Source organism: Hymenobacter lapidiphilus, from assembly GCF_003417065.2.
Taxonomy (GTDB): Bacteria; Bacteroidota; Bacteroidia; order Cytophagales; family Hymenobacteraceae; genus Hymenobacter.
The window spans coordinates 36073-58161 of record NZ_QVLT01000029.1; the positions used below are offsets into that span (position 1 = coordinate 36073).

The following is a 22089-nucleotide window of genomic DNA, read 5'->3' on the forward strand; positions in this document are numbered from 1 at the left end:
ACACCGGCCGTTAACCGATTCGTGTCGCCCTGCGGGGGCTTTTAGCAGGAAGGAGCAAAGGTTTGCCACCGATGTATTGCCCCTCCGGGGCTGGAAAATGGTAAGTCCGTAAGTCTTGCTGTTAGAAGAAATATAACCCCCAATTTTTTCCCGCTTAAGTAGATTACCCCAATATATCACCCAATTCTGTCCTGCTTAACTAGACCACCTCAGAGCATCGATTTGGACATTGTTCGATGCAAAGCTGCCGGCACGCTGAGCCGGCAATAATCTACAAGCCCCGCCAACAGCGCTTGTAGATTATTGCCTTACATATCTCTTCGACGCCAAGCCACCCTTTTGTGCAGAGGGTGCTCAACAAATTTGTACAATAGATAAGCAAGTATATTTAGTAGCACAAATTTTACCGCAATATTATCTGACACGTATTTAATAATCAACGAATTAAATACTCCTAAATGCACTAAATAAAAAGCGTAGGAGCTTTTCCCCATTACATCCATAAATGGAGATTCCAGGATCTTGCGCACGAAACTGTGCTCGAATATTAGGCCATAGAAAAGCATCGCTATTCCTATCGGTAGCGCCACGTTGTTTACGGCAATGCCTATCGGATTCAAATTGCCATTATCAAAATCAAGTGGCGAGTCTAGAAACACCAATGCTAATGTACTGGCTACTACCCAACATATTCCGGCAAGCGTCCACTTCACATTATTGACACTGTAATTATTCGCTAACTGGGTCTTGACCAGCAAACCAAGAGCAATCCCAATTATAAACTCTGTGGATCGGCCAAAAAAGGTATAATTGAACATAAAGTCATTTGACCCAAATAGCCCAAAAAGGTGTAATGGAGCAAATATTTTCACTAGCATAAGCCCTGCTAGAATAAAGGCCGGCGCATAAGCCCAGATCAGATATTTACGGTACTTAAGGCCCACTAATAGAAAAGGAGCAATCAAATAAAAGCTCTCTTCCACCGTCAAAGACCATCCCTGACTTACACCTGAGAACTTAAAACTAGAAAAAAACCCTCGCAGAAAGCTAAGATTCAGAAAAGTTAACACACCGCGTTCTGGGTTGCTAAACGTGTGCCACTCCGGCATCAGCCCCAAGTCAGGGCTTAGACTGGTAGCCAGTATGGTCAAGCAGGTAAGCAGAAAGTAGAGCGGATAGATTCTGGCAATACGATTGCGCATATAGCGACCGGCCCAGTTAAGTGTTAGCTCAACTTTTTTCGAAGTAACGTAAGCTTATCAACAAGCCTGACAGCACGAAAAATATAGTTACCCCTATGTGCCACTCCTCGCATAGCTGCTCAAAAAAGGCTCCAACAGGACTCGCGCTATTCTTGAAAATATTGAAATGATGAAAAAACACCATGTAAGCCGCAATGGCTCTGATACCTGTTAATGCACCAAGATATATCTTGTTATCGCTGACTACCTCGACCTGTGGTATTTTTGTTAGCATATGTTGATCCCAATTTTATTTGCGAGTGGCAAAGATAGGGGGCTATAAGCGCATAAAATTCCTGCCCAATGAACTTTCCCTTGATTATCAAGCGACAGAAGGCACCTCTGAGGTGGTCGGATAAATCTGGACAGAATAGGGTCTTATCTTTCCAATGTCATGAAAGACAGTCCCCAACCTAGCAAACGTCGGCGCTACGACGCCGCCTTCCGTGCCGAAGCCTTGCGCCTGGCCGAGCAAAGCCGCTCGACGCAGGCCGCTGCTCGTGCGCTCAATATTGACCCCAAACGCATCTACAAATGGCAGAAAGAGGCGCTCACCCCGGTGGCCGCTGCCCGGGGCGCCGAACTGGACCCGGCCACGGCGGCTGAGCTGCGCCAGTTGCGGGCCACCAACCGGCGACAGGCGCAGGAGCTAGAAATTTTAAAAAAAGCCATTGCCATCTTCTCGGTGACCGACACCCCATGAGCCGTTACCGCTTCATCGAGACGCAGCACGCCTTATCCCATTCGGCTGCTCTGCTAGGTGCTGGCAGTACCGGCTAGCGGGTACTACGCGTGGCAACAGACGCACCAACACGCGCTGGCACAAGGCCCGCCCGCTTGGGAAACGGTGCTAGTCAAGGTGTTTGGCCGCCATGAGCGCCGCTACGGCACGCGCCGACTGCAGGTCGCTTTGCGCCGCAAGGGCTACCGCGTCGGTCGTCACCGTGCGGGCGGCCATGCGTCGCCGGGGCCTGCACGCGCTGCAACCCAAGGACTTCACCCCGCGCACGACCGACTCCACCCACGGCCTGCGTTGCGCCCCCAACCGGCTGCTGGACCAGCCCAAGCCAACCCAGGCGAACCACGTCTGGGTCAGCGACATCACGTATCTGCCGCTGGCTAACGGCGACTGGGCCTATTTGTGCGCGTACCAGGACGTGGTCAGCAAGCAGGTGGTGGGCTGGCACGTGATGAGTACAATGCCCGAAGAACTTGTCACCAAAGCCTTACAACGCGCTTTTTGGGCGCAACCGCCCGCGCCCGGCTTGCTGGTACACTCCGACCGGGGCGGGCAGTACTGCGGCAACGCCTACCGACGGCTGCTCCACAACTACCAAGCGGTGCGCTCGCAGAGCCGCCGCGGCGACTGCTACGACAACGCACAGGCCGAAAGCTTATGGTCGCGCCTCAAAACGGAGATGCTTGAACTTCGTGAGTGGCCCGTTTTTGCGGACTTGGCTGACGCGCAGACCAGCGTCGCCGACTATTTTGACTACTACAATCACGAGCGTTTGCACTCCAGTATTGACTACCAGACGCCGTATCACGCTCACCAACAGTTTCTTCAAATTAGTGCCCTAAACTGTCCAGCGTAATCGGACCACCTCACACTTACCTAGTAGTGAACGTAGTGTCAGCCTTGGCTCTTGGCTGCCATAGCCAATAAATTACTCCGAAAGCAAGTACTACGGCCACCGCTTGTATAACCAGATAGGGCGTAGCCGTCCAAGGGCCAAGGTTCATAAAATAAGCTTGTTGCGGCCATTTTAAGAAGTTGCCCTGCTCAAAATTCAGCATGGGATATATGTCGCCGGGCTTACCGTAGTTGGGATCAAAGTAGTTGAGGGAAACTACCCAGGCTTTAGAAAATAAAGCCGCTAGTATGGCCGTAACAGCCACTGCTTTCGGGCGCGGGGTAAGGCCATCGGCTACCAGCGCGGCGAGAATGGTTAACAGTGGAACCACGTTAGCCATTTGCCGGGTTTCGTTGTTTACCGCCTGAATCAGGACGGCCATTAACAGTAGCCCTGTGCCCAGACCCAGCCGCGTAACCGCCTGGAGCGTACGTCGCCAGAATAGCGCGATGAAGAGGAAGGGCAAGCCGTAGTACAGCACGTGAAACACCAACGACTGCGCCGGCCGCTGTAAAGCCCCGTAGGTGAGGTTGATGGCAAACTGCTGGGGAGTGAGATACGGATGAGTCGGGTCACCGAGGTAGCGGGTCAGCAAAACATACGCCCCCACAAGGCCCAGCGCGTACAGCCAGCTGAGGCGGGGCCGTAGCAGGTGCCTCACCCGGGGAATAATTTCCTGCCAGCCCGGAAAAACCGTTTGCGCCAGCGTCGTTTGGGTGTAGGCCAGGTAAGCCCCGATAAGCAGAATGCTCAACGGGAGTAGCGGCCGGACCGCGGGGGCCATGTAGAGCGAACCGGGGATGTGCTTGACGTAGATGACCAGAACGAATAGGCCACACACCGCGCTGGCGATACCCGCTGCCCAAATCCGGCTCAGCCAGGGGTTATGGGTTGCTGGAACGGGTTCGGTGGCCGGCACCAGCAGCATGAGCAAATTGAAAAGTAAGGCCGTCGGCCAGATGGTGAGGGCGACTACCGCGTTGATAAATAAGCCAAGCGGCCGATTCGTAAGGTAACAGTAGAAGCTAATCAGGCCGGAAGCCATAGCTAGTCGGTCGTAGGTAAATGGGACATAAAAATCGAGCTTGAGGGTAGCAAAGTTGATTAGCATGCTCAGATAGCCAATCCATTGCCCTGGCAAGCCAATTTCCAAGTATTTTGCCAGCTTGTCCCAGGTATAAATAATGATGAGAGCTATGCCAAGTTGAAAAACCTGGAAGAATAAAATCATGTTGAAGTCGGAAAAAGCAATTCCGAATACCTTAAAGGTAAAGTGTAGTAGTACATAGGGAAAAATGCGCTGAATACTATAGCTGTTCATGCGGTGGGCAATGAGGTATTCATGCACATCCTTGGCCATCGGCTTATAGATAGTATACCCCTCAAAGGCAAAGCCCTGATGAAACGGCATGATATCCGGAAATACCCAGTAGAACGTGGTAACGGCCAGTATAAATAGCGCAAAAAAAGCCTTAGGATTATGGTACAGATTCTGAAGCATATAGTTAACTGCTGGCGTTGATATTAGGAAGGCTGTGTTTGCTGCCTAGTTAAGGGGCGGGCGTGGTGAAGAGGAGGATGAGCAAGGAAGCTCCGGCCGGTAAATAGGGCCAATGACAACCGCCATTAAATTATCCGGGTGGTCACAGATAAAATGATGCGCAAATTACGCCATTTCGCCGGTACTCCACGGGAAAAAACAAGGCTGTGTCGGCGGAAAAATGATTGGTCTGGTGCTTTGGCTGGGCTACCGCAGGACGAGGACAAGTACCTGTTTCACCTGCTCTAGCAGTCACCTTGGTTTAGCAACTGCCCACGTTAGCTTGTTAACCGGCAAAAGGTAACGGCTGATTCCGCATCTTTGTGCCGGTGAAGGCTTGCCTGCTGGCTTTCGAATATTTCTTGCCTTGCTTTCCGTGTATGCCCAAGCTCTCCGTTATCATCCCCTGCTACTTCAACGAAGATAATATTCCCGTTACTAGCCGCGAATTGCTGGCCAACGAGGCTCTGTTTCCCGCTGACCTGAGCTTTGAGTATATACTCGTGGATGATGGCTCGGAAGATGGTACGCTCAAGGCGCTGCTGGATTTTCGGGCCGCCTATCCCGATAAAGTACGGGTAGTGGAACTGGCCAGTAATGTGGGCTCCTACAACGCCATTGTGGCCGGTATGGCCCAGGCTACCGGTGACTGCATGGCTATTATTACGGCGGATATGCAGGATCCGCCGGAGCTGATGGTGCAGATGTACGACTATTGGCAGAAGGGGCTCAAACTCATCATTGGCAACCGGCAGGACCGGGAGGAAACGGGCCTGCAACAGCTGTTCGCCAAGACCTTCCACGCCCTGATGAAGAAAATTGCCCTGCCCAACATCCCCGATGGCGGCTTCGACTTCGTGTTCTTCGACCGGCAGGTGGCCGAGCACATTCTGCACCTGCACGAGCGGAACAGCAACCTGTTCTACCTCATGGTCTGGCTGGGCTATCCGTACGTGAACATCCCTTACGTGCGCCGCAAGCGCGAAATCGGGAAGTCGCGCTGGACGCTGAAGAAGAAGATGAAGCTCTTCATCGACTCCATCCTGGCCTTTTCCTTTTTCCCGATCCGGGCGATTTCCGTACTCGGGCTGGGCCTGGGCCTGGGCGCGTTTGCCTATGGCCTCTACATCATTGGGCTCCACCTGTTCGGTAGCCAAAAACCCGAAGGCTGGTCGGCGCTGATGGTGGTCGTGTTGTTCGTGTCGGCCTTCCAGATGACGGCTTTGGGCGTTATTGGCGAGTACGTGTGGCGCGGCCTCGATGCGGCCCGCAACCGCCCGCTCTACGTAGTGAAAGAAGTGTACGGCCCTACCCCGGCCGTAACGGAGCCCCAGGATCGGCAACTCGGACGGTAGCGCGAAGCAAGGACCTGGTGCAGCGGGGGGGCTACATGTCGGCGTTGCGTCGTCCCGCCAAAAAAATAACCCACTCCGACTAGCGCGGAGTGGGTTATTGGGTGCCTTGGGGCATAGTGAAGCTAAAACGCGCCCTGCGTTCTTGTGGCATTCGCGATGAGATTTATTTTTGAATGCTACAAAATCGTATGCCAAACAGCGGGAGCTTTGCGGGTACCTGCACGTAGCCTCCTTTTGTATAAGTCCTGGCTGCGAAAAACTGTTGATTTGTGGTGATGTCCGTCTGGCGGTAGAAAAAACCAGCTCCTGTCAATCACCACGACTATTGTTCGGGTGAAAAGACCGCCCAGCCAGTGCCCCGGAATTCGCTTCCGTAACAACCAGTCAGATACCGTCAATGGCCAGCAGACCGGTGGGGTCATCATGCGCGAAACCATTACAGTGTGCTCCTGGAGCTGATGCGAGGTTTGGGTATGAGCTCTACCTGAATTGAGCTATCTTTGCGGCCGGTATAAAGCTGCCTGCGGGTGAACGGCGCGCGAACAAGTGCCGTTGCTACCCGGCTATTGAACCTAACACCGGTTATCGTGCAAATTATTGAAGCGTCGCCCGCGACGGCCCCCCGGGTGAGCTCCGCGTCGCCGGCCGAAGAGGACTGGACGGAAATCATTGAGCCCCGCGTTGGGCTGCTCGACCTAGGCCTGAAGGAGGTATGGCGCTACCGGGATCTGGTGTTGCTGTTCGTGCGCCGCGACTTCGTTTCGACCTATAAGCAGACCATTCTCGGCCCCATCTGGTTTTTCATTCAGCCCCTGCTCACGACCATTACCTATATGGTGGTGTTCAACGGCATTGCCAATATGAGTACCGGGGGCGTGCCACCGCTGGCCTTTTACTTGTCGGGTGTGACCATCTGGAACTACTTCGCCCAGGCCCTGACGGCTACTTCCACAGTATTTACCGCCAATGCGGCCATTTTCGGTAAAGTGTACTTTCCGCGCCTTACCATGCCGCTGTCCATCGTGCTGTCTAATCTGGTGCGGTTCGGCATTCAGCTGGGGTTGTTTCTACTTATCTGGTCCTATTATCTGCTCACGACCGATACGTTGCACCCGAACCTGTACCTGCTGCTCACGCCGGTGCTGGTGGTGCTGATGGGGCTGTTGGCCCTCGGGCTGGGCATGATTTTCAGCGCCCTCACTACTAAGTACCGCGACCTGGCCATGCTGCTGGCCTTCGGGGTGCAGCTGCTCATGTACGCCACGCCGGTTATTTATCCGCTGGCAAAACTGGAAGCGCTGCCCGAGAAATTCCGCTGGCTGATTCTGGCTAATCCGCTGAACGCCATTGTGGAAACGTTCCGCTTCGGCTTCCTGGGCTCAGGCTCTTTCAGCTGGGCCTACCTGGGCTACAGTGCCCTAGCCACGGCCGTTATTCTGCTGGTAGGCACCATCATTTTCAATAAAGTAGAAAAAAGCTTCACCGATACGGTGTAGTGCCAGGCCACCTGGCCCTTACCGCCAAGCGTATGAGCGACGTCGCCATTAAAGTAGAAAACCTGGGCAAACTCTACCGCCTGGGCGAAATCGGGACCGGCACGCTCGGCAGCGACCTGAGCCGGACCTGGGCCCGGCTGCGGGGCAAGGAAGACCCGTTTGCCAAAATCGGGGAAACCAACGACCGCACCACCAAGGGCAGCAGCGACTTCGTGTGGTCGCTGAAAGACGTGAATTTTGAAGTGAAGCAGGGGGAAGTGCTCGGCATTATTGGCCGCAACGGAGCCGGCAAATCCACCCTGCTCAAGGTCCTCTCCAAAGTAACGGCTCCCACCACCGGCCGCGTAAAAGTGCGCGGGCGTATTGCCTCCCTGCTTGAAGTGGGTACCGGCTTCCACCCCGAGCTGACGGGCCGCGAGAATATCTTCCTCAACGGGGCCATCCTGGGCATGACCAAGGAGGAAATCCGGCGCAAATTCGATGAAATTGTGGATTTCTCCGGCGTGGAGCGCTACATCGATACGCCAGTGAAGCGCTACAGCAGTGGCATGTACGTGCGCCTGGCCTTCGCGGTGGCGGCCTTCCTGGAGCCCGAAATCCTGATTGTGGACGAAGTGTTGGCCGTGGGCGACGCCGAGTTCCAGAAGAAGTGCCTGGGCCGCATGAAGGACGTGAGCGTGAACGACGGCCGCACGGTGCTGTTCGTGAGCCACAACATGGCCGCCGTCAAGCAGCTCTGCACCCAGGGCCTGGTGATGCGCTACGGCAGTACCATTTTCGAAGGCTCGGCCCTGGAAGCCGTCAACTACTACCAGAACTCCAGCGACACCAACTCCTACTTCGAGCACACCGGCCCCTTGGCGGAAGCGCCCGGCAACGACAACATCCGCCTGCTCAGGTTCGCCGTGAAGCCCCTGCGCGGCGAGCTGCTCACTATTTCCTCAGGCCTGGAATTCGAGCTAACGTTCTTCAACCAGAAAGCCGGCATCAACCTCGACGCCACCTTCGAGCTGCGCAACCTGGATGAGATTCCCATCTTCCACCACGGAGCCCTCATCACCACGCAAAACGACTCGCAGCAGGGTACTTACACCGTGAAAGGGCACTTGCCGGGCTATCTGCTGAACGCCGGTATCTATCAGTTCAAGCTAATTTTTGGGGAGAGCCAGCGCCACCTGTTATTTTCAACGGACGATGTATTGCAGTTCGAGGTGTTGAACGAGAGCCTGGGCAGCAACAACAGCATTCTGCCGGGAATACTCCGGCCGGATATTCAGTACGCGGTTTCCTTCGTCGATGCGGTGCAGGTATGAGGAAGGAAGTCAGGCAAATCAGGTTTCACCGGAAAGCATACGACTTTTTGGTGGACTGCGCGGACTACTATTACGCTAAAGATCTGCTGGATAAGGCATTGTTCTTTTGTCAGAAGGCGGCTGATTTTGCCACGTTCAATTACTGCGGTTTCTACGCCGAGGGCCGGCTGGAAGTGCTGCTCGCGAAAATAGGGAACTGCCAAACCCAGCCGGACCGGCTGCCCAAGGCCGTCGGGGAGAAGTTGCGGGTGTTGCATTACGCTACCCACGTATATGCAGTGGGCGGCCATACCCGCCTGATTGAAAACTGGATTACGAATGACGCCGGGAATCACCATGATCTGGTGCTGGCGAACTATGCGGAGCCGGTTCCCGACTTTATCACGGCCGCCCTGGCACTGGCGCAGGGGCAACTGCTTCGGTTAGCGGGCGAAAGTCCGATGGAGCAGGCCCGGCATCTGGCGCTTCTGAAAGAGCAGTACGATGTTGTCGTTCTTCACCATCACCCGAACGACCTGTTGCCCGCGCTGGCCTTTTCGGCGGATGGCGGCACGCCCGTGGCCGTGATGAACCACGGCGACCATCGCTATTGGCTGGGCGCGGGTATTTGCGACGTGCTCGTGGAAATCCGGGACAACCTGATAGCACCGGACCGCTTACACCGGCAGGTAGACGAGCTCTGCCTGCTACCCATCCCGGTAGCCGCCCGCAGCCTGACGACCCAGGGATACGCGGCTAGCCGGCTTGCGCTGGATATAAAGGAAGAGGACGTGATGCTGTTGTCGATTGGGGCCAGCTACAAGTACGAGCCCATTGATGATCGGAATTTCTTCCTGGATATATGCAGCATGCTGGACCAGGACGAGCGGGCAAAAATGTTCGTGGTCGGTATTGCACCCGACACAGAAATTGCGCGCGCGTACCGGCATCCCCGCCTCACGTTCGTAGCGCCCACGAGGGAGTTGGATGTGTACCGCAATGCCTGTGATGTCTATGTGGAGGGCTACCCATTTTCCTCCTTTACGGCTTACTTGGAAGTCGCCCGGTTGGGTAAGCCGGTACAGCGCATGTACAACGCCCCGCTGCTGAACCGCTACGAACTGACGGACTATCCAAACCCGGTTCAGTATCCCACCGACTTGGCGCAATGGCAACGCGACCTGCAACGGCTTGTTGAAGAACCGGATGTGCGTGAAGTCCAGGGGCAGACCGAACAGCGCAATCTGGCGTTGCATGACGTGAGCAGCTGGCAGGCATACGTGAGTGATTTCTATAATACGCTGCCCCGGCTAACGCATCAGTTTAAAAGGCTGAAAAAAGAGAAGAGTTTTTTAAATGAAAATGATATCTATCTATATAGAATGCAGCCTGCATTTAATGTAGGTATTATTTTATATAATTTATATGGATTATCATTTAATTTAAAATGTAAACTGCTTGCAATGGGCGTTATTGAAGTGATTTCAATAGATGAAATGGATTTCAAAGATAGTATGTGGTTTTTATTTAAATCGGCTAAACTTGCTGGTGATAGAATAGTATAATGAGGTGTGTTTATATTTATTACCAATAAGGTGTTTTGAATTTAATTAATTTCTCCTCTTTTCTGACTCCCAATGGCTACACTTCTTTTCATAGGCCATGAAGCTACCCTAACCGGTGCTCCGTTTACGCAACTGCATCTTATCAACTGGATTCGGAAAAACACCGATCATGAGGTGGTATTGTTGCTCATGTGGGGGGGAGGCCTGGAGGAGGAATTCGCCAAACTGGCGGAGGTGCACGTGTTGGAACAGGGCAAGCCGGCCGTAACGATTCGGGAAAGAGCCTTGGCCAAACTAGACCGCATGACCCACTACCGTCGCAAGCAGATGGTGCGGAGCATTGCGCGCCGTAAGCCCGAAATGATATTCGCTAACAGCGCCGTGTCTTTGTCGCTGGCCGTGGAAATGAAAGCAGACCTGCATATTCCGTTGGTAATGAATGTACATGAGCTGGAAAATTCGTTTTTCTTTTTGTCTAAGGAGGAATTTTCGAAAAATACGGCACAGGTAGATTTCTTTATTCCCGGCTCTTATGCGGTGAAGGAGTATTTTGCCACGTTCTGCCCCATCCCGGCAGAGCAGGTAGGCGTAGTATATGACTTCATTGAAAACGAAGTGCGCGGCACCAGCACCGCCCACGACATCCGGCGCGAGCACGGCATTCCGGCCGAAGCGAAGCTGGTGGGCGCTATTGGGTCGCTGATCTGGCGCAAGGGCGCGGATCTGTTTATCCAGGTGGCCCGGCACGTGCTCCGGGCTGATCCGGAGGCGTATTTCGTGTGGGTGGGGGGGAAGCCCAGCGACTACCACTACAAGGAGCTGGTGCGCGATATCCGTTTAATCGGCCTGACGGACCGGATTATGTTCGTGGGGGGAAAGAGCGACCTGAAAGGCTATTACGAGGCCTTCGATGTGCTGCTACTGACCTCCCGCGAGGACCCCTTCCCGCTGGTGTGCCTGGAAGCGGCCCAGATCGGCACCCCCCTCGTGTGCTTCGCTGACGCGGGTGGAATGCCGGAATTCGTGCGCGACGACGCGGGCTTCGTGGTGCCTTACCTGGATGTTGAGCAGATGGCCGAGAAGACCCGCTTATTGCTGAACACGCCCGACCTAGCCCGGCAACGGGGGCAGACTGGCCGCCGCCGCGTACGCGCAGAACACACCATCGCCACCATTGGCCCGCAGATGTATGAGGTGATCGAAGAATTCTTGCGCTGATATTGCGGCAGGCTCGACCAGTGGTAGGTAGCGGTTTTGAAAATCGTATATCCAGCCGGCTGTAGCGACGCATATTTGTACCTGCTCGCGGAAAGGTACCGGATCAAAGGTGCGGACGAGACGACGCACCGATGCGTCTCTGGCCAGGATATCCACAGTTCACGAAACAGCAATTCTTCGATATGGAATACAGTTGGATAATAAAGTGTAAACGCTGAAATAGTTGAAAATTATTCAATAAATAGTATGACTTGTATTAAAATTAAGAAAAACTGTAAAATAATTTCTTGAGAAATGGTCAAGCTGTTGTACGTTTCAACGAACAGGGATTGGAGCGGTAGTGAGGAGTTGTGGGCGCGCTCATCTCGCCTGTTTTCGGCGCAGGGTTGTGCAATAGCCAGTATTACTTCTTACGATCATGCGCAATTGCGTGCCGTTCCCGGGGAGAAATTACTGTTGCTACCGGCTTCGGCCTCATCAACGCGGCTTCCTAAAAGGATATGGAGAAAAATTTTCAAATCCAAAGAGAAAGTCCGGCAATTTATTGAGCACTATGCACCTGATTTTGTGATTGTATCCCAGGGTAATAATTACGAGGCGTTGGAAGTTATGCAGCTTTTGGGTAGTATGCACTTACCCTTCGTGACGATAACTCAATTAGCCTCCGAATCATTCTTTTGGGCTTTTACGGATGACCGATTGCTAACTATTCAACAGGCATATCGTAGTTCGACTTGCAACTATTTCGTGTCGGAACACAACAAGCACCTGACAAATTTTATGCTGGGTGGCACGCTGTCGAATGCGGAAGTTATTTACAATCCGTGTAAAATAGCGCAAAGCGTACCTGCTATTACGCAGCCCCCGGCTGGCGTGTACCAGGTAGCCTTGGTAGGGCGGCTCGACTGCTGGCACAAAGGATATGACCTGTTTCTTCAGGTTATCGGTCGTGCGGAATGGAAAGAACGGCCCGTACAATTTAATATCTACGGCACCGGGCCTCACTCACTGTTAATGGAGCAGCAGATTGCCCGTCTAGGAATTCAAAACGTGCGCTTGCACGGTCATCAAGCGGATGTAGCGGCTATCTGGGCGGCCAATCAGCTGCTGGTAATGCCTTCCCGCATGGAAGGGCAGGCCCTGGCCCTGATTGAGGCAATGGCCTGCGCCCGGACTGCCGTGGTAACGGATGTGGGAGGAGCCACGGAACTTATCGAGGATAACTACAACGGGTTTGTTGCCGCCGCCGCGACAACCAGTTCCATTGCGGAGGCCTTGGAAAGAGCCTGGGCTGGTCGGGCGGATTGGCATCAACTCGGGCAGAAGGCCGCGGATACCTTAACCACCAAATATCCCGCCGATGCAGTGGACTATTTCAATGCGAACGTGGCGAAATATTTTACGACAGCAGAGTAGACGGGACATGATTTCTGCTCTGCCAGCTGGAGAAAATGCTGCCGGAGCAACTGTTTTTTTCCGCGTTTAGTGAGTAAGCATGAGTAAGAACCTTCTTTTTATTTCGCACCAAGCCTCCCGCACCGGCGCTCCTATTGTGCTGCTGCACCTGTTGCGGTGGCTGAAGCAGCATACGCCTTATCAGTTGGTGGTGCTGCTTCAGGAGGGCGGCGAAATGGAGCCGGAGTTCCGGGAGTTGGGCGAAACCCTTTTGTGGGAGCCGCCGATGGCCACGGGCGGCATCTGGCAGCAGCGGCTGCGGCGGGTGAGCCAGCACCAAGCCCGGCATCAGCGGCGCGTGCAGGAACGGTTACATCAGTTGGCCCCGGCCCTGATCTATGCCAACACCGTCGTGTCGGCCGATCTGGCCCTGTTGCTCAAGCCCGCGCTGCATTGCCCGGTAGTCTGCCACGTGCACGAGCTGGCCACGGTAATTGATGCCTTCATCGGGGCGGCGCGGTTCACGGAGCTCAGTCCGCGCATCGACTGTTTCGTGGCGGCTTCGGAAGCCGTGGCCGAGAACCTGCGCCGCAGCTACCAGGTGCCCGCCGCGCGCATCCGCACCATCCACGAATTCGTGCCGGTGCTGGCGGCGGCCGATTTCACGCTCGCCCGGCAGCAGGTGCGGGAGGAGCTGGGTATTCCGGCAGAAGCTTTTGTGGTGGCCGGGGCCGGCACCATCGACTGGCGCAAGGCCCCCGATTTGTTTATTCAGGTAGCCCAGCACGTGGTAGCTGCCGGCGGCGAACGGGTGTACTTTATCTGGCCCGGGGGGAAACTGCAGTCCGAAGAGGGGCGGCGGGTCCGGCACGACGTGGAGCGGACCGGCCTAACCGGTATCGTTCAGTTTCTGGGCAGCAAAACCAACCCGCATGACTACCTGAGCGCGGCCGATGTATTCCTGCTCACTTCCCGCGAAGACCCCTATCCGCTGGTGTGCCTAGAAGCCGCTGCCCTGGGCAAGCCGGTATTGTGCTTCGACCGGGCCGGCGGGATGCCCGAATTCGTGGAACAGGACTGCGGCGTTATTCTGCCCTACCTGCGTTCCGATCTGATGGCCGCCGCCGTGCTCGGGCTCCGCGCCGACCGCCCGCTCCGCCAGCGTTTGGGCAACAACGCGGCCCGGAAGCTGCGAGAGCGGCACAGCGTGGAGCAGGCCGGCAGCAGGGTGAGCCAGCTGCTGGCCGAGCTGCTGGCGGGATCCTTCGCCGCGTCTACAACTGAAGCAGTAAACGACTAGCCGTACCGCTGATTACTCGTATGATCTCACTTATTATCTGCACCCGCGACCCGGCGGCACTGGCGGCGGTTAGCCAGAGTGCCGCCGCCACGATTGGCGTGCCCTTCGAAATCGTGCCCATCGACAACAGCCAGGGGCAGTACGGCATTTGCGAGGCCTACAACCTGGGCGCGGCCCGGGCCGCTACGATGTGCTGTGCTTCATGCACGAAGACATCCGTTTCCGCACGGCCGACTGGGGGCAGACTGTGGTGGACGTGCTGCGCGACGCGACCATTGGCGTGCTGGGGGTAACGGGGGGGCAGTTTCAGCTGGCCGCCCCCGCCGCCTGGTGGGGCTGCGGGTTGCCCTACTGCCGCGAAAACGTGCTCAACGTTTTTTCCGATGGACACACGGAGCACGAGCTCCGCAACCCCGAAGCCGCCACGCTAACGGATGTGGCGGTAATAGACGGCATGTGGATGTGCTCGCGGAAGGAGGTCTGGGCGCGGCATCCGTTTGATGCGCGCACCTTTACCGATTTCCACTTCTACGATGTGGATTATTGCACGGAGATTTTTCGGAGTGGCTTGCGCGTATGTGTTACCTTTGACCTACTCATCGAACATCATTCCCGGGGAAATATCAACGCGCAGTGGGTTGTTAACGCGTTGAAATATCAGCGGAAACGGGTGAATCAGCTACCTTTCGGTGTGGTCAAAGTGCCAAAAGACGAGTGCCGGGCGCTCGAATTGCGAGCCTTGCAGGAGTTCACGGGGCTCTTGATACGGCAGCATTTTGCTGCTTCCACTGTTACGAAGCACTTGGTTAAGTGCTTATTGCTGGCCCCCTTTAACCGGGATACCCTATGGCTGGCCAAGCAGTTGATTCAAACACGATTTGTCGCCTGATTGTAATGCGCATAGCATTTATTTCCCTTATGTATGACGCTCCATGGGGCGGAAGTGAGGTTCTCTGGTCACAGACGGCTGGGCGCGCATTGCGCGAAGGACACAATGTAATGGTTTCCTGCTATGCCTGGCCCCAACCAGCGAAACCCATTCAGCAATTGGCTGTTGCTGGTGCGCGCACGCATTTTCGACGGCGCTATGAGCCCACATTGCGCTTTAGGGCCATTGACTGGCTTACGCGTTTACCTCGGCAGAGTCGTTTGCCTGAGATAGATGCTTTACGCCGCTTTGCCCCCGATGTAGTCGTCATCAGCCAGGGTGGCTGGAACGATCTGATTTTCCACAAACAGCTTCATAAATGGGTGCAGGAACTACCCTTTCTGCTCATCTGCCATAACTACCACGATCCGGTTCGCCAGGATGAAGCTCAGCGGCTGCGCATGATTGAGCTGTTTGGGCAGGCTCGGGAGGTTCTCATGATTTCGTGCCTACAGCAACAGGTGCTCCGACGGCAACTGGCTGCTCCCTTACTCAATACTCGGGTGGTCCAGAATCCGTTGCATCTGCCAGAGCAGTATCCCATCCCGTACCCGGCATTGCCCGAGAACGGGCCGGTACAGTTGGCTGTAGTAGGTAGTTTTGACGTGGATCGTAAAGGCCAGGACGTATTGCTGGAAGTGCTGGCGGCTCCAAACTGGCGGCCGCGAGCTTGGCACCTGAACCTATATGGGCAGGGCCCCGATGAGGTCTATCTGCGCCGGTTGATTGCCCTGTATGGCTTGCAGGAACACGTAACGCTACATGGGCATGTGAGTGATAGCGCTACCGTCTGGCAGAATACGCATCTACTTGTTGTCCCCTCCCGTATTGAGTCGGGGCCCATGGTGGTCCAAGAAGCATGCCTATGCGGCCGGCCCGTCGCAGCGGCCGATGTAGGGCTGGTACGGACCTGGGTACACGAGGGAATCACCGGCTTCATTGCTGATACAGCTTCGGTCTATTCCCTCGGGAAGATGATGGAACGAGCGTGGTCCTGCCGATCGGAATGGGCGGACATGGCGGTTGTGGCCGCCATGTATGCGCAGAAACATCAGATGCCCGATGCCGCCGGTGACCTGCTGCACCACATTGAAGCAGCAGTTACCAGTTTGCCTGCCGTGGACTCCGATTTTGGTGACTGAAATCCCGGTTACTCCTACATCACCACTGAAAAGACGTAATTTTGCGCTGTTAGTGTATGTTATCAGTGCCTACGGAAAATCTCAAATAATTTACGAATGGCTCATCAACTCTCTTCCGCTAAAGTTACCACCTGCGTCATTGGTGGCGCAGGCTTTATCGGGCGAGCCGTAGTGGCAGAACTTGTTGCCCAGGGGCGGGAGGTGTTAGTGGTAGGCCGCAACGATTCGCCGGATGGCTTTCCGGTCGGAGTACGCTATCTAGATAATGCTCCCGATGCCGGCATGACGGTGCTGCGTGCTGCCATCGAGCAGGCCGATGACGTCATTGATCTGGCGTATGCTACCAGCCCCGGTACCAGTTTCCAGGATCCGGTTAATGATATCTTGGTAAATGTACCCGAAACGGTGCGACTGTTTGAATTGGCGGCTACCATGACGCATCTGCGCAGGTTCGTCTGGATTTCCTCCGGCGGGACTGTGTATGGCCGTACAGCGATAGAGCCCATTCGTGAAACGCATCGGACCCAGCCGCTTTCACCCTATGGCATTACCAAACTGGCCTTGGAAAAGTACGCTCATATGTATTTTGAAACCCGCCAGTTGCCCATCGTATGCGTGCGGCCGGCCAATGCCTACGGAGAAGGCCAACGCCCGTATGCGGGCCAGGGCTTTATTGCCACGGCCATTGCGTCCATGCTAGATGGCCGGGAACTGACTCTTTTCGGGGAGCAGGGTACTATCCGCGACTACCTGTATATCACGGACTTGGCGGCCGGCATTGTGGCAGCCTTATTGGAGGGTGAGCCAGGTGAGGTATACAATTTAGGTAGTGGCCAGGGACTTACCAATCGACAGATCTTGGATATGCTGGCCCCAATGGCTGTGGCTACTGGCGTGCCAGTGCATCTACGTATTGCTCCAGAACGGCCCTTTGATGTGCCTGCCAATATTCTTGACTGCCATAAGCTGACGACCGCTACTGGCTGGCAGCCAGCCGTGTCTATTACCGATGGCCTGTCGCGTACGTGGGCTTGGTATGTTGCTCGTCAGGCCGCAGCCCCTTCTTCCTCTGTATCCTGAATGTCTCTTCCCTCTGCCCCCCGGATTGGTTTCGTAACCAGCACCGACCCCTATAACCGGCGCTCTTGGTCCGGCGTGCATTACTCCATTTTGAAAGCTGCCGAACGTAACATCGGGCCGGTAACTGCTCTGGGGCCCGTGCCTATGGTGTGGCCACTGCGCATCGGCGACAACCTCAACCGCCGCCTTATTACGCCGCTCACCCGCAAGCGCTATCATTACTCTTGGAGCATTGTAATGGCGAAAATTTACGCCCGTATTTTTGGGCGCCGCCTGCAGCAGCAGCCATTTGACTTGCTGCTAGCTCCGGCATCCTTTACCGAAATTGCCTACCTCGATACCACGGTTCCCATTGTCTATATCGAGGATTCCACCCTCGGCCAACTCATCGATTTTTATGCCGGCCTGATGGGGCTGCTCACTGTATCGAAGCGGGAGTTGAATTTCATTGAGAAAAAAGCACTGGATAACGCATCTCTGGTGTGCTATTCGTCCGAGTGGGCAGCTCAGTCGGCTATTCAGGATTATGGGGCCGATCCAGCTAAAGTAGTAGTAATTCCGTTTGGTGCCAACTATCCCTCGCCGCCGGACTATGCCGAAATTGCGGACAAGCCCCGCAACGCGGAGTGTCGGCTGTTTCTAATGGGCGGAGAATGGGGGCGTAAAGGTGTGGCTATTGCCTATGATACCATAGTGGCGCTTAATGAAAGAGGCGTACCTGCTACGCTTACCGTAGTGGGTTGCGCTCCGCCCGCCGCAGAGGCGCATAAGTACCAGCACCCGGGGTTTACGACAATTCCGTATCTGAATATGGGTGAAGCGGCCGACCTGCAGCGGTTGGATACTCTGTTTCGCACGGCGGATTTTTTCATTCTGCCTTCGCGGGCCGAGTGTGCCGCTATTGCCTTTGCCGATGCCAACTCTTTCGGCTTACCTGTCGTAACGACCGATGTTGGCGGGATTGCCAGTTTCGTGGAGCAGGGTAAGACCGGCGTAATGCTGCCCCTTAGTGCAACGGGGGAGGATTTTGCCACGACTATCCAGTCCCTGTATCAGGATGAAGCAGCTTACCAGCAGATGCGCGTTGCCGCACGTCAGCGCTACGAAGAAACGTTGAACTGGGACCAATGGGCCCTCCAGTTAAAGCGGGAGCTGCACACGCGTGGTTTATGGCCCACTACCTAACGTACCTTGTCATTTACCGGGTTTAGCTGCACATTCCTGTACCTTTGTCCCTGACTTTTACCTTCCTCATGCAAGTTCCTTTTCTCTCTTTTTCGCCTCAGCATCATCCCATTCGGGAAGAAGTATTAGCGGCTATGGCCCGGGTTTACGATAGCCAGTGGTACGTGCTGGGGCAGTCGGTGACTGATTTCGAGGCCGCTTACGCGGCTTATAATCGGGTAGAGCACTGCGTAGGCGTTGCTAATGGTCTGGATGCGCTACACCTGGCCCTGGTCGCCCTGAATATTGGTGCCGGTGACGAGGTAATCGTTCCTTCGAATACATACATCGCCACTTGGCTGGCCGTATCATTTGTTGGTGCCACGCCCGTTCCCGTTGAGCCCGACGCGGCCACATACAACCTGAATCCCCGGCTAATTGAGGCGGCCATCACGCCGCGTACCAAAGCCATTATGCCGGTTCACCTGTATGGACAGGCCTGTGAGATGACGGCCATTATGGACATTGCGCGTCGTCATGACCTGTTTGTGATTGAGGATAATGCGCAGGCTCAAGGAGCCGCTGCCGATGGCAGCCTCACTGGAAGCTTCGGTCATGCCAACGGTACCAGTTTTTATCCGGGGAAAAATCTGGGCGCCTTGGGCGACGCCGGGGCCATTACGACCAATGATGCCGAAGTAGCCCGGCACCTGCGTACGCTGCGAAACTATGGCTCGCAGAAAAAATACTATAATGAGGTTATTGGTTATAACTCTCGACTGGACGAAATGCAGGCCGCAGTCTTGTCCGTGAAACTTCCGCGTTTATCAGATTGGACCCGCCAGCGTCAGCAAATTGCGGCCCGATATGATCAGCTATTAGCTGGTATTACCAATATAATCTTACCCGTAGTGGCCGAGGGTAGTACGCACGTCTACCACTTGTACGTGGTGCGTACCCCTGAGCGCGACGCATTGCAGCAGCACCTGACGGCAGCCGGTATTGGCACCCTCATCCACTATCCGGTGCCTCCTCATCAGCAGGGGGCGTACGCTGCCCTGGAAATACCTGTTGGTCAGTACCCAATTGCGGAAGAACTGGCGTCGACTAGCTTGAGCTTACCCATGTGGCCCGGCATGCAGGAAGAGCAAATTGCCGCGGTTGCGCAGGCAATTCATTCGTTCTTTGCGTGAGGTCCTGATGTTCTCAGAAATCCCCCGCTTACTTGATTTTTCTCGTACCGGGTCACAAGCCATTGGCTATTTGACGGTAACCCAGAACTCTGAGCTACCGTTCACCATTCGTCGCGTTTACTGGACTTATCAGGTACCTACTGATACTATGCGCGGCGGGCACGCCCATCATGATCTGAAGCAAGTGGTATTTGCCGTTAATGGCCAGATTGGCCTCACTCTGGAAGGCATTAGGGGCGATAAATACACGTTCACACTCAATCAACCAGATCAGGGCCTGTATATTCCCCGGTTGTATTGGGGGGCTATTACGTTTTCCACGAATGCCGTTCTGATGTGTCTAGCTTCGGAAGAATATCTGGAAGCGGATTATATCCGTGAATATGCTGAATTTAAAATATTACAACATGTCCACTTTTAATACCGGCACCCCGCTTACCTATTACGTTCACCCCAGTGCCATTGTCGATACTACCGATATAGGCTACGGTACCACTATCTGGGCTTTTGTCCACGTACTGAATAATGTGCGTATCGGGGCAGACTGTAATATCTGTGACCATTGCTTCGTCGAAAATGGGGTGATCTTGGGCGACAATGTCACGCTCAAGTGCGGTGTGTATCTGTGGACGGGTATCACGGCAGAAAACAACGTATTCATTGGGCCCAACGTGGTCTTTACTAACAATGTCAGGCCGCGTAGCAAAGATAGGTTGGCACCCATAGTGTATACCTTACTCAAGCATGGCTGCTCACTGGGTGCCAATTCTACTATTCTAGCTGGCGTTACGATAGGCCGTTATGCGCTTACGGGAATAGCCTCCGTCGTTACCCGTGACGTCAAGGATTATGCCCTTGTTTATGGTAATCCGGCTCGGCAGCATGGCTGGATAGATGAACAGGGCCAGAAGCTGGAAGCAGCTCCGGAACCGGGGTATTGGGTGTCAGCCACTACTGGCCGGCGGTACCGGGAGGCTTCGCACGGCTTGGTTCCGGAATCTGTTTAAAATGCACTATCCCACCATTAGTATTGGTATTGGCTCCTAATAACAATGCAGATTATAGCGGTTTCGCAAACGGTATACCTCGTCGTAGAGACGCAACAGTTGGAGTCTCGTAGTTGAACGACAGTAATTGACGGTCAACATCAGCAACGACGAGACTCCAACTGTTGCGTCTCTACGACGAGGCCCACTGTTCCCGAAATCGCTATACCTAGAAATGTAATCGGATATGCGGGACGTTACGCATCCAGCCATTGAATAAAACGTATTACCTGATTACAAGCCGTACTTTAAAGGACTGGAAGAACGGCTACTGTTTAGCGTAGCATTGCTACGCTAAACAGTAGCCGTAAGCTGTAGCTTATTTCAGGTAAGAGGTGCCAAAAAATACCCACTTAAAATGGGCTTTCCTAACTCATGCGCAGTTGGGAATTGGTCTCCCGCTCTGCGGTGCCTAGTGCGTCATTAGTACGGACGTAGGTCCGGTTGTTACCCGTTGTCATGTCTGAAATTTCGCGCACAAAATCCGCCTTCTGGGGCACTATCTCGACGCAGGCATTCACCATTATTTCCATGTTGGTGTCTATCGTCAGTACGCCCCTGATGGTGAAATATCTGGATAAGGACGCCTATGGCTTGTCTATTATCTTTTTTCAGATAGTGAATTACCTGGCGCTGTTCGACTTTGGTCTCTCGTCGGCCGTTATCCGCAATCTGGCCCTACACCGGGGTGATGATGAGGCCAACCGGCTGATGGTTAATCGGATTATGTCGACCGGGGTGCTGATAGCAGCCGGTTTCGGTATACTAGTGGCTGGGGCCGGTATTGGGCTGGCCCCGTTACTGCCCAAAGCGTACGACCTAAGTCCGGAACTGGCGGCCCCCGCTGTTCCGATTGTTATTACCCTCAGTTTGTTGGTCGGCGGGCAATTCATGCAACGTGGGCTGGGCGGCATTTTCTTCGCTCATCATCGGCAAACCCTGATTGCTACCCCTATTTTTGTGGTCAACCTGCTAACCACTGGGCTGACGCTACTCTTGCTGTCGCGGGGAATTGGTCTTTGGACGTTCGTATATGCTAACCTGTTTCAACTTTTCGGAAACGGTATCGTGCAGGTAGTACTACTGTACCGCTACTATCCCGAGGTCCGGATCCGGATAAAATACTTTGACAAGGCGCTGACGCACTCCATGCTGGGGTACGGCTTTTTCATGTTTCTGCACGGGCTGGCGACGCAGGTGATTCTGTACACTGACCGGCTGGTTATTGGTAAGGTGCTGTCGTTGGCGCTGGTAGCAGTGTTTTCGCTGACGGTGCGCATTCCGGAGGTAGGAATGAACCTGCTGGGCCGGGTCACGGAAAATGCCCTGCCGGCGGTAGCCGAAATTGTGGTGCACGAAGGTCCGGCCCGGGCCCGCCTGTATTTCCACCGTATGATGCTACTGATTGTGGTGATGAGCCTAGCGGCGTTCTGGCTGATGCTGACCCTGGATGAGTGGTTTATCCGGCTGTGGGTAGGGCCGGATTTCTTCGCTGGTCAG

Annotated in this window: 19 protein-coding genes; 17 read left to right on the top strand and 2 right to left on the bottom strand. The window is 54.6% G+C overall.

Annotation, left to right across the window (positions count from 1 at the left end; translation table 11 throughout):
- Nucleotides 1-308: 308 nt before the first annotated feature.
- The gene (locus D0N36_RS14945) at nucleotides 309-1202 is read right to left on the bottom strand and encodes an acyltransferase family protein (RefSeq protein ID WP_116942652.1); all 894 of its coding nucleotides are present in this window, start codon (nucleotides 1200-1202) and stop codon (nucleotides 309-311) included.
- A gap of 433 nt (nucleotides 1203-1635) precedes the next feature.
- Here D0N36_RS14945 and D0N36_RS14950 point away from each other — a divergent pair, with 433 nt between their 5' ends.
- On the top strand, nucleotides 1636-1944 hold the full coding sequence (locus tag D0N36_RS14950; protein ID WP_116942654.1) for a transposase: 309 nt from the start codon (nucleotides 1636-1638) through the stop codon (nucleotides 1942-1944).
- A 169-nt stretch (nucleotides 1945-2113) separates the two neighbouring features.
- Nucleotides 2114-2836, top strand: a complete 723-nt coding sequence (locus tag D0N36_RS14955) for an IS3 family transposase (RefSeq protein ID WP_116942655.1) — start codon at nucleotides 2114-2116, stop codon at nucleotides 2834-2836.
- Nucleotides 2837-2852: 16 nt separating this feature from the next.
- Here D0N36_RS14955 and D0N36_RS14960 read toward each other — a convergent pair whose 3' ends face one another.
- The gene (locus tag D0N36_RS14960; protein ID WP_116942656.1) at nucleotides 2853-4376 is read right to left on the bottom strand and encodes a hypothetical protein; all 1524 of its coding nucleotides are present in this window, start codon (nucleotides 4374-4376) and stop codon (nucleotides 2853-2855) included.
- 419 nt (nucleotides 4377-4795) lie between these two features.
- Between D0N36_RS14960 and D0N36_RS14965 the strand changes: the two genes are divergently transcribed.
- The 15 genes from D0N36_RS14965 to D0N36_RS15035 all read left to right on the top strand — a co-directional run.
- The gene (locus tag D0N36_RS14965; protein WP_116942657.1) at nucleotides 4796-5770 is read left to right on the top strand and encodes a glycosyltransferase family 2 protein; all 975 of its coding nucleotides are present in this window, start codon (nucleotides 4796-4798) and stop codon (nucleotides 5768-5770) included.
- 587 nt (nucleotides 5771-6357) lie between these two features.
- Complete coding sequence (locus D0N36_RS14970) at nucleotides 6358-7266, top strand: ABC transporter permease (protein ID WP_317191483.1); 909 nt, start codon at nucleotides 6358-6360, stop codon at nucleotides 7264-7266.
- Nucleotides 7267-7298: 32 nt separating this feature from the next.
- Nucleotides 7299-8579 carry an ABC transporter ATP-binding protein gene (locus D0N36_RS14975; RefSeq protein WP_116942670.1) on the top strand — a complete coding sequence of 427 codons (1281 nt, stop codon included), beginning with the start codon at nucleotides 7299-7301 and terminating at the stop codon, nucleotides 8577-8579.
- Nucleotides 8576-10123 carry a glycosyltransferase family protein gene (locus D0N36_RS14980; protein WP_116942658.1) on the top strand — a complete coding sequence of 516 codons (1548 nt, stop codon included), beginning with the start codon at nucleotides 8576-8578 and terminating at the stop codon, nucleotides 10121-10123. The genes D0N36_RS14975 and D0N36_RS14980 overlap by 4 nt, the downstream gene beginning before the upstream one ends.
- A gap of 72 nt (nucleotides 10124-10195) precedes the next feature.
- Complete coding sequence (locus tag D0N36_RS14985; protein WP_116942659.1) at nucleotides 10196-11341, top strand: glycosyltransferase family 4 protein; 1146 nt, start codon at nucleotides 10196-10198, stop codon at nucleotides 11339-11341.
- A gap of 294 nt (nucleotides 11342-11635) precedes the next feature.
- Nucleotides 11636-12757, top strand: a complete 1122-nt coding sequence (locus D0N36_RS14990; protein WP_116942660.1) for a glycosyltransferase family 4 protein — start codon at nucleotides 11636-11638, stop codon at nucleotides 12755-12757.
- Nucleotides 12758-12836: 79 nt separating this feature from the next.
- Nucleotides 12837-14036 carry a glycosyltransferase family 4 protein gene (locus D0N36_RS14995; protein WP_116942661.1) on the top strand — a complete coding sequence of 400 codons (1200 nt, stop codon included), beginning with the start codon at nucleotides 12837-12839 and terminating at the stop codon, nucleotides 14034-14036.
- 190 nt (nucleotides 14037-14226) lie between these two features.
- The gene (locus D0N36_RS15000) at nucleotides 14227-14925 is read left to right on the top strand and encodes a glycosyltransferase family protein (protein ID WP_262895327.1); all 699 of its coding nucleotides are present in this window, start codon (nucleotides 14227-14229) and stop codon (nucleotides 14923-14925) included.
- Nucleotides 14883-16106 carry a glycosyltransferase family 4 protein gene (locus D0N36_RS15005; RefSeq protein WP_116942663.1) on the top strand — a complete coding sequence of 408 codons (1224 nt, stop codon included), beginning with the start codon at nucleotides 14883-14885 and terminating at the stop codon, nucleotides 16104-16106. The genes D0N36_RS15000 and D0N36_RS15005 overlap by 43 nt, the downstream gene beginning before the upstream one ends.
- A 96-nt stretch (nucleotides 16107-16202) precedes the next feature.
- Nucleotides 16203-17186 (top strand): NAD-dependent epimerase/dehydratase family protein, encoded by a 984-nt coding sequence (locus tag D0N36_RS15010; protein WP_116942664.1) that lies wholly within the window; start codon nucleotides 16203-16205, stop codon nucleotides 17184-17186.
- A gap of 75 nt (nucleotides 17187-17261) precedes the next feature.
- Entirely contained in the window at nucleotides 17262-18371 is a 1110-nt protein-coding gene (locus D0N36_RS15015; RefSeq protein ID WP_190242698.1) for a glycosyltransferase family 4 protein, read from the top strand.
- Between the two features lie 68 nt (nucleotides 18372-18439).
- On the top strand, nucleotides 18440-19543 hold the full coding sequence (locus D0N36_RS15020; RefSeq protein ID WP_116942672.1) for a DegT/DnrJ/EryC1/StrS family aminotransferase: 1104 nt from the start codon (nucleotides 18440-18442) through the stop codon (nucleotides 19541-19543).
- Nucleotides 19536-19964 carry a sugar 3,4-ketoisomerase gene (locus D0N36_RS15025; protein ID WP_199798356.1) on the top strand — a complete coding sequence of 143 codons (429 nt, stop codon included), beginning with the start codon at nucleotides 19536-19538 and terminating at the stop codon, nucleotides 19962-19964. Before D0N36_RS15020 ends, D0N36_RS15025 begins: the two co-directional genes overlap by 8 nt.
- Nucleotides 19927-20550 carry an acyltransferase gene (locus tag D0N36_RS15030; RefSeq protein WP_199798357.1) on the top strand — a complete coding sequence of 208 codons (624 nt, stop codon included), beginning with the start codon at nucleotides 19927-19929 and terminating at the stop codon, nucleotides 20548-20550. Before D0N36_RS15025 ends, D0N36_RS15030 begins: the two co-directional genes overlap by 38 nt.
- 498 nt (nucleotides 20551-21048) lie before the next feature.
- On the top strand, nucleotides 21049-22089 hold a 1041-nt coding region (locus tag D0N36_RS15035; RefSeq protein WP_147320929.1), incomplete at its 3' end, for an oligosaccharide flippase family protein.

Excerpts from the sequence above, each read along its gene's own strand:
- D0N36_RS14945 (WP_116942652.1), bottom strand. The coding sequence starts at position 1,202 with ATGCGCAATCGTATTGCCAGAATCTATCCGCTCTACTTTCTGCTTACC.
- D0N36_RS14950 (WP_116942654.1), top strand. The coding sequence starts at position 1,636 with ATGAAAGACAGTCCCCAACCTAGCAAACGTCGGCGCTACGACGCCGCC.
- D0N36_RS14955 (WP_116942655.1), top strand. The coding sequence starts at position 2,114 with ATGAGCGCCGCTACGGCACGCGCCGACTGCAGGTCGCTTTGCGCCGCA.
- D0N36_RS14960 (WP_116942656.1), bottom strand. The coding sequence starts at position 4,376 with ATGCTTCAGAATCTGTACCATAATCCTAAGGCTTTTTTTGCGCTATTT.
- D0N36_RS14965 (WP_116942657.1), top strand. The coding sequence starts at position 4,796 with ATGCCCAAGCTCTCCGTTATCATCCCCTGCTACTTCAACGAAGATAAT.
- D0N36_RS14975 (WP_116942670.1), top strand. The coding sequence starts at position 7,299 with ATGAGCGACGTCGCCATTAAAGTAGAAAACCTGGGCAAACTCTACCGC.
- D0N36_RS14980 (WP_116942658.1), top strand. The coding sequence starts at position 8,576 with ATGAGGAAGGAAGTCAGGCAAATCAGGTTTCACCGGAAAGCATACGAC.
- D0N36_RS14985 (WP_116942659.1), top strand. The coding sequence starts at position 10,196 with ATGGCTACACTTCTTTTCATAGGCCATGAAGCTACCCTAACCGGTGCT.
- D0N36_RS14990 (WP_116942660.1), top strand. The coding sequence starts at position 11,636 with ATGGTCAAGCTGTTGTACGTTTCAACGAACAGGGATTGGAGCGGTAGT.
- D0N36_RS14995 (WP_116942661.1), top strand. The coding sequence starts at position 12,837 with ATGAGTAAGAACCTTCTTTTTATTTCGCACCAAGCCTCCCGCACCGGC.
- D0N36_RS15005 (WP_116942663.1), top strand. The coding sequence starts at position 14,883 with ATGGCTGGCCAAGCAGTTGATTCAAACACGATTTGTCGCCTGATTGTA.
- D0N36_RS15010 (WP_116942664.1), top strand. The coding sequence starts at position 16,203 with ATGGCTCATCAACTCTCTTCCGCTAAAGTTACCACCTGCGTCATTGGT.
- D0N36_RS15020 (WP_116942672.1), top strand. The coding sequence starts at position 18,440 with ATGCAAGTTCCTTTTCTCTCTTTTTCGCCTCAGCATCATCCCATTCGG.
- D0N36_RS15030 (WP_199798357.1), top strand. The coding sequence starts at position 19,927 with ATGCTGAATTTAAAATATTACAACATGTCCACTTTTAATACCGGCACC.